This window comes from Desulfovulcanus sp. (genome assembly GCF_982781345.1).
The window spans coordinates 1-1,549 of the sequence record NZ_CEYAEZ010000141.1; the positions used below are offsets into that span (position 1 = coordinate 1).

Genomic DNA, 1,549 nt, shown 5'->3' on the forward strand with positions numbered 1-1,549 from the left:
GCTTTAGGTTATGAGCCGAGATACTCTTTGGAAGAGGGAATAAAAAGATATATTCCGGAGATAAAGAGACTTTTTGAAAAAGAGGTGAAATGAAAAAACCAAATATCTTAGTTATCGGTGATCTTATGGTAGATCACTATCTTTATGGAAGTGTGGATAGAATCTCTCCCGAAGCTCCGGTTCAAGTAGTAAAAGTAAAAGATGAAAAGCTTTTGATGGGAGGAGCCGGAAATGTTATAAATAACCTTCTATCTTTAGGTTGTAAAGTTGGAGTTTGCTCAGTTATAGGAGATGATGAGGGAGGAGAGTTTTTAAAAGAGAGGCTTGGACAAAAAGGTGTTGTCAAAGAGGGTTGGGCTATACAAAAGGGAAGAAAAACTTCTCACAAAACAAGAGTTATGGCATCAAATCAACAAATAGTTCGTATAGATAAAGAGGATAGTGAAGATATATCTACTGCAAGTGAAGAGACTTTGTTTTTAAGAACTAAGATAGTATTGCCTTTTTATGATGCTATCATCTTAAGTGACTATGGAAAGGGAGTTTTAACTGACTCTTTAACTAAAAAACTTATCTCTTTAGCAAATGAACACAACAAACCTATCTTAGTAGATCCAAAAGGGAGTGATTATAGTAAATATAAAGGTGCTACACTCTTAACTCCAAACAAAAAAGAGGCTACAGAAGCTACATCGATAGAGATAAAAGATGATGAGAGTTTAACAAAAGCTATTAAAAAGTTAAAAGATGAGTGTGAGTTAAAATACTCTATTATAACTTTAAGTGAAGATGGTATCGCTTTATATGAAGATGAGCTTTTAAAAATTCCGACAGTTGCAAAAGATGTTTTTGATGTAACCGGAGCCGGAGATACTGTTATAGCATCTATTGCTATGAGTTTAGCTAATGGTAAAAGTATAGTAGAAGCTATAGAGTTTGCAAACAAAGCGGCTGCAGTCGCAGTAAGCCATGTAGGATGTTATGCGGTTAAAAAAGAGGATATAGAGAGTTTTGAAGAGAGTAAAAAGATAGTTAGTTTGGAAAAACTTTTAGAAGTGCTACCGAAGGATAAAAAGATAGTCTTTACAAACGGATGTTTCGATATACTTCATAGCGGACATGTAAAGTATCTAAAAGAGGCAAAAAGCTTCGGTGATATACTTGTTTTAGGATTAAACTCCGATGCAAGTGTCAAAAGACTTAAAGGAGAGAGTCGCCCTGTAAATGAGTTTAATGATAGAGCGGAAGTTTTAGCAGGACTTGAAGCGGTTGATTTTATAGTGGGATTTGAGGATGATACACCTTATGAACTCATAAAAGCGATAAAACCGGATGTTTTAGTTAAGGGTGGAGACTATGAGGGAAAAGAGGTAGTAGGAAGCGATATAGCAAAAGAGACTAGGTTAGTTCGGTTTGTAGATGGAAAAAGCACGACAAATATCATAAAAAAGGCAAAACTATCATGATGAATATGATTGAAAATGAGTTAAACTCACATAAAGAGACGATACAAAGGGTTATGGATGAGCTTCAAAACTATATCTACACA

At 34.9% G+C, this 1,549-nt stretch carries 1 protein-coding gene; it reads left to right on the forward strand.

Features of this window, described 5'->3' with window-relative positions; translation table 11 throughout:
* The first annotated feature begins 89 nt into the window (after nucleotides 1–89).
* Complete coding sequence (gene rfaE1 / locus AC3WVG_RS11730) at nucleotides 90–1,466, forward strand: D-glycero-beta-D-manno-heptose-7-phosphate kinase (RefSeq protein WP_488798301.1); 1,377 nt, start codon at nucleotides 90–92, stop codon at nucleotides 1,464–1,466.
* Nucleotides 1,467–1,549: the final 83 nt, after the last annotated feature.